Raw genomic sequence first — 4,047 nt, 5'->3', positions numbered from 1 at the left:
CTTTCGTCGATCGCCCCAGATGACCAGGGCAACGCCAGCAATCACGAACGGGGCGGCCAGCACGCTGATCACATCGGGGAAGACACCCAGAATCACAATTGACAGAACCATAGCGACGATCGAGTTGGTAAATGCGTAAGTAGACGCGACCGAAACAGAGGTAAGCTCGGTGACCCGATGGAAAAAGGATGAGCAGTGCAACTAGCACTGTGATGAATACGCCGTCGAGACGTCCAAGGCAAAGTACAGTGCCACCCCACGCGGTCAGTGATTTCTAGGTGGTTCATAGGAATCAGAATTGCGGGAGCTGCTGACAGTCCATGAGCACCACGATACAGACGCAGCGCCGTTTCGATTCGTGTTGATCTGATCCCTATCTCCGCGGCGAAACCGACATTCAGGTAAACGCCTGATGCATGCGTACCACCTGTGCGATAGTCAGTTGTCTTGTATGGACCTATTTCCCTGTGGGACGTATTCGAAGGACAATCAAGATGGCGATGGACCTAGTTGAATATTGTTTTGAAATGCAGTGGTCCGATGGCCTGCCGGTCGTCCCACCTACCCGACATCGGGTGGAGGAGATGTTGGGCTCCCTCTTGGATTCAAAGGACTACGTTGTTGCCACGATGCAACCGTCGGGTGCGCGTGCCACGAGAGAACTAATTGCGGCCAATGCAGTTATGGCTGGATGTGCCTCTGCCTATTTCCCCGTGGTTGAAGCAGCAATTGAGGCGATTTCGGACCCAGGCTTTAACTTGGATCGAGTAGCTACGACCGCAAGCAGCCAAGTGCCGATTTTCGTTGTCAATGGCCCGCTAGCAAGTGAGGTGGGCCTGGAGGGTGCTTGGGAAGTTCTCAGCGGATCGAGCAGATCTAGCGCAACGATTGGTAGAGCAGCCATGCTCTGTCTGCGCAACATCGCGAGCCATACGTCGGGCGGCATGCCTCACTCAACCATTGGAAGCCCGATGTCGCGGGGTCTGTGCTTCACCGAAAATATCATCGATAGTCCATGGGGTTCTTGGCACATTTCAGAAGGGTTTGATGCTGAGGAATCGTGGGTGAGTGCGTTTGCGGCCGACCCGCCTGTGGTGCTCACTGAGATGGGGGACACGAGGCCGGAATCAATCATTGAAACGGTCGCCGAGGGCATCGCCTTGGCTGGTACATATAACGCATTCTTTCGATCAGATCTTTGGCTCTTCTTGTCTCCCCAGCACGCTTCGGTTTTCGATGAAGCTGGATGGAACAGGGATGACGTTGTGAGCGCTTTAGTCGAAAGTTCAGCAAGAAATCCTCAGGATTTGGTGGGTCGGGGCTTGTACGGTTACGTGGATCAACTTCGTCCTCCTGTTTGGCTCGAGCAAAGCGCGCGAGTAACGATGGTTGATCGTCATGACAGGGTGAAGATCTTTGTTGCAGGCGGCCAGTTCGGCGGCTATACCGCTGTCTTCTTTGGTCAGGGTGAAACGATCACGAAAAGAGTGCGGAGAGTTCAGCCAAATGGATCCTGAAGTGGAGCTGGTTAACCCGACTGCCAGGGTATTCACTTACCGTGACCTTGCTCCTAGGGTTCCGGCACATCGTCAATTGCAGATAGCGCTAGTTGATGGCACTTTGAATAAGTCGAGCTTGTGGGGCCAGGGAATGCTTGACGCGGCGGAGAACTCACTATCAAACCGCGCCCCGCTTGCTGTGTTCCGGCGAATTGACCTGAATCCACTTGACAATCCACAACCTGATCTTTGGGTAGCTGCAACGTTAGGTGGAAGCCAGATCATGATAGTGGCCGCTGGCGACTGCATAACCTGTACAACAAGAGGAGTCAGGGATGCTGTGTATGCGAATGATGTTGGGATACTCGCAGTTTGTTTAGTGACAGGGGCGGTAGCAGAGATCGCAATAGCGGTTGCAACTCGTTACGGTCTCCCAGACCTACCCGTGGTTGCTATCAGGACTAGTCTCTTCGGGAAATCACGTGACGAGGTTGCGTCGACTGCCGCGGAAGAAATTGGTTCTCTCGTTGATCAAGTTTTTACCTGAGAGCGCTCGCATACTTCTCGAACGATAGATCGCTGGGAGAACGTGTGGCCGTTGGCTTGCGACACGGCTGATTCGCATCAAGTTCGACGGGCGTTCTCAGCCCGGCTGACCTGACCCCTGCTGGTTATCCAGTTGCTTTGTGCGGGCACGGTTACCTGAACGAGCCCGCCGTCATCCTCGGTATGGATATCGACGGTTACATGCCCTGCCGTGACTGGAAGGTCATGTGGTCAATCACAAGCGCGTGCAACGCCTCTGCCGCGATGAGGGCCTACGGGTAAGGATTTCCAGGCGTAAGCGTGCCCGCGTGTGGGCGCCACCGGGTCAGTGTTCGTCGTACTAGGCGCGCCCTGGCAGAACGCGTTTGTGGAGTCGTTCAACGGCAAGCTCCCCGACGAACTCCTGTCCACTGGTTCACTAAGCGGGGGCAGGTCAGCGCCAAGCGAGATTTCAAAAACCCGTTGACAGCGATTTGGTGCTCCTGTACGTTGCTAAAAATGTAGTACGTATTAGCCAGGAGCAGTTTTTGCTGACGGATACTAAACAGCCAAATGTCATGTAGTCCGATACGTGGCAGCGGTCAACCGGGAGGATCTGGTTCGTGAAGCGTTTACTTGACAGCAAGTTTCGTGTAGGAGTTTCCCTAGTCGCAGTAGGTTTCCTTCTTGCGGCCTGTTCAGGTGGTTCATCATCTGGAGAAACAACATCATCCGAAGAAACAACTGGAGCAGAGTCGCCTACTGTGGCTCCAGGGGGCCAAACATTTGTCTACGCAGCTGCAGGTGTTCCTGAGTCCTTAGATGTGTGGGCAACGTATCAAGGAGATTCAAGTCGAACGCAAATGTACGAGTGGGGTTCAAAGCTGGTCTACTACGACGCATCCGATTTGGCTGGCAACGGCTGCGAGCAACTGGCCACGACTGAAAACGTGAGGCCTGGACTTGCCGAGTCATGGGCAATTGGAGCGGATGGAACTCTCACATTCACCCTACGACAGGGGGTTACCAGCGGTGCCGGGAACGTAATGACTGCAGACGACGTGGTTAAGAGTTGGAATAGAGCTGTAGAAAAATCCGGCGTCGTGCGATTCTTGGCCAACACCGTCGCAAAATTCAAGGAGGAAGCCCCGTTCGTTAAGGTTGACGATCAGACTGTTCAAGTCAATGTCATCCGTCCGACCGCCCTTGACGTTTCTCTTTTTTCCTACCCAATGTTTGGAGTTCTTGATTGGACCGAGATCGAGGCCAAAGCAGGTGGCGATGTCGATGCGTGGTTGACAACCAACACTGCCAACTTTGGTCCATGGGTCCTCGAGAGCTTTGCACCAGGAGAAGAGACGGTATACGAGGAGAATCCGAACTATTGGGATGCTGATCGACGCGGTAACTTTGATCGCATGGTGATTCGCAATGTGTCGGAGGCGTCAATTCGATCGCAATTAATTTCAACTGGTGAAGTCAATTTCGCGGAACGCCTCTCATTCCAAGAATACAGCCAGTTGGAGAGCGCTGAATCAGTCGAGATCTACAACTGCGTTTCAGCTAACCGAGACATGCTCATGTTGAACTCAAGTTTCGCGGCCTTTGATGATCCTGAGGTACGGAAGGCAATTTCCTTGGGAATCAATCGCGAGGCTCTAGTCCAGGGTGTCTATCTAGGTTTTGCTACACCATCGACAACAGGGCTGGGGTCTGTCTACTTGGAGAACTCCGACGGTCTTCTTGAATTTGGTTACGATCCCGACTTGGCACGACAAATCCTGGCGGACAAAGGCGTTTCAGACTTGGCATTTACGATTACTGCGAGTCCGACACGTCCAGGTGCCCATGCTGAGTCCATCGCGGTCCAGATACAGGCCTTCATGAGCGACATTGGTGTAACCACCGATATCAATATTGTCCCGGGTGGTACAGAATTCTCAGATTTGTTCTTTGCTGGTGAATATGAGTCGCTAGTTTATCTGGAGCCGCCGGCACTAGCCGATCCGCTGTATTCTGCGGG

At 53.4% G+C, this 4,047-nt stretch carries 4 protein-coding genes and 1 pseudogene; 4 read left to right on the top strand and 1 reads right to left on the bottom strand.

The genetic code is table 11. The annotated features are described in order from the left end of the window. Positions 1-201, bottom strand: a 201-nt coding sequence (locus tag WAO31_RS05815) for a hypothetical protein (protein ID WP_509591359.1), incomplete at its 3' end; no start/stop codon positions are given. Between the two features lie 398 nt (positions 202-599). On the opposite strand from WAO31_RS05815, the gene WAO31_RS05810 reads away from it, so the two are divergent. The 4 genes and pseudogenes from WAO31_RS05810 to WAO31_RS05795 form a co-directional block, all read left to right on the top strand. Next, the gene (locus WAO31_RS05810; protein ID WP_509591356.1) at positions 600-1,517 is read left to right on the top strand and encodes a hypothetical protein; all 918 of its coding nucleotides are present in this window, start codon (positions 600-602) and stop codon (positions 1,515-1,517) included. After that, on the top strand, positions 1,507-2,046 hold the full coding sequence (locus tag WAO31_RS05805; protein WP_509591353.1) for a UGSC family (seleno)protein: 540 nt from the start codon (positions 1,507-1,509) through the stop codon (positions 2,044-2,046). Before WAO31_RS05810 ends, WAO31_RS05805 begins: the two co-directional genes overlap by 11 nt. 163 nt (positions 2,047-2,209) lie before the next feature. Then, positions 2,210-2,356: pseudogene (locus WAO31_RS05800) on the top strand (IS3 family transposase); the annotation flags it as partial. A gap of 291 nt (positions 2,357-2,647) precedes the next feature. After that, the coding region (locus WAO31_RS05795) for an ABC transporter substrate-binding protein (RefSeq protein ID WP_509591351.1) at positions 2,648-4,047 on the top strand (1,400 nt) is incomplete at its 3' end.

The organism is Rhodoluna sp. (assembly GCF_049276775.1).
In the GTDB taxonomy this organism is placed as follows: Bacteria; Actinomycetota; Actinomycetes; order Actinomycetales; family Microbacteriaceae; genus Rhodoluna.
Note: the sequence above shows the minus strand (reverse complement) of the source record. Positions and strands in the feature narration are given on the sequence as shown.

Coding starts and splice junctions, on each gene's coding strand:
- WAO31_RS05805 (WP_509591353.1), top strand. CDS start 1,507: ATGGATCCTGAAGTGGAGCTGGTTAACCCGACTGCCAGGGTATTCACT.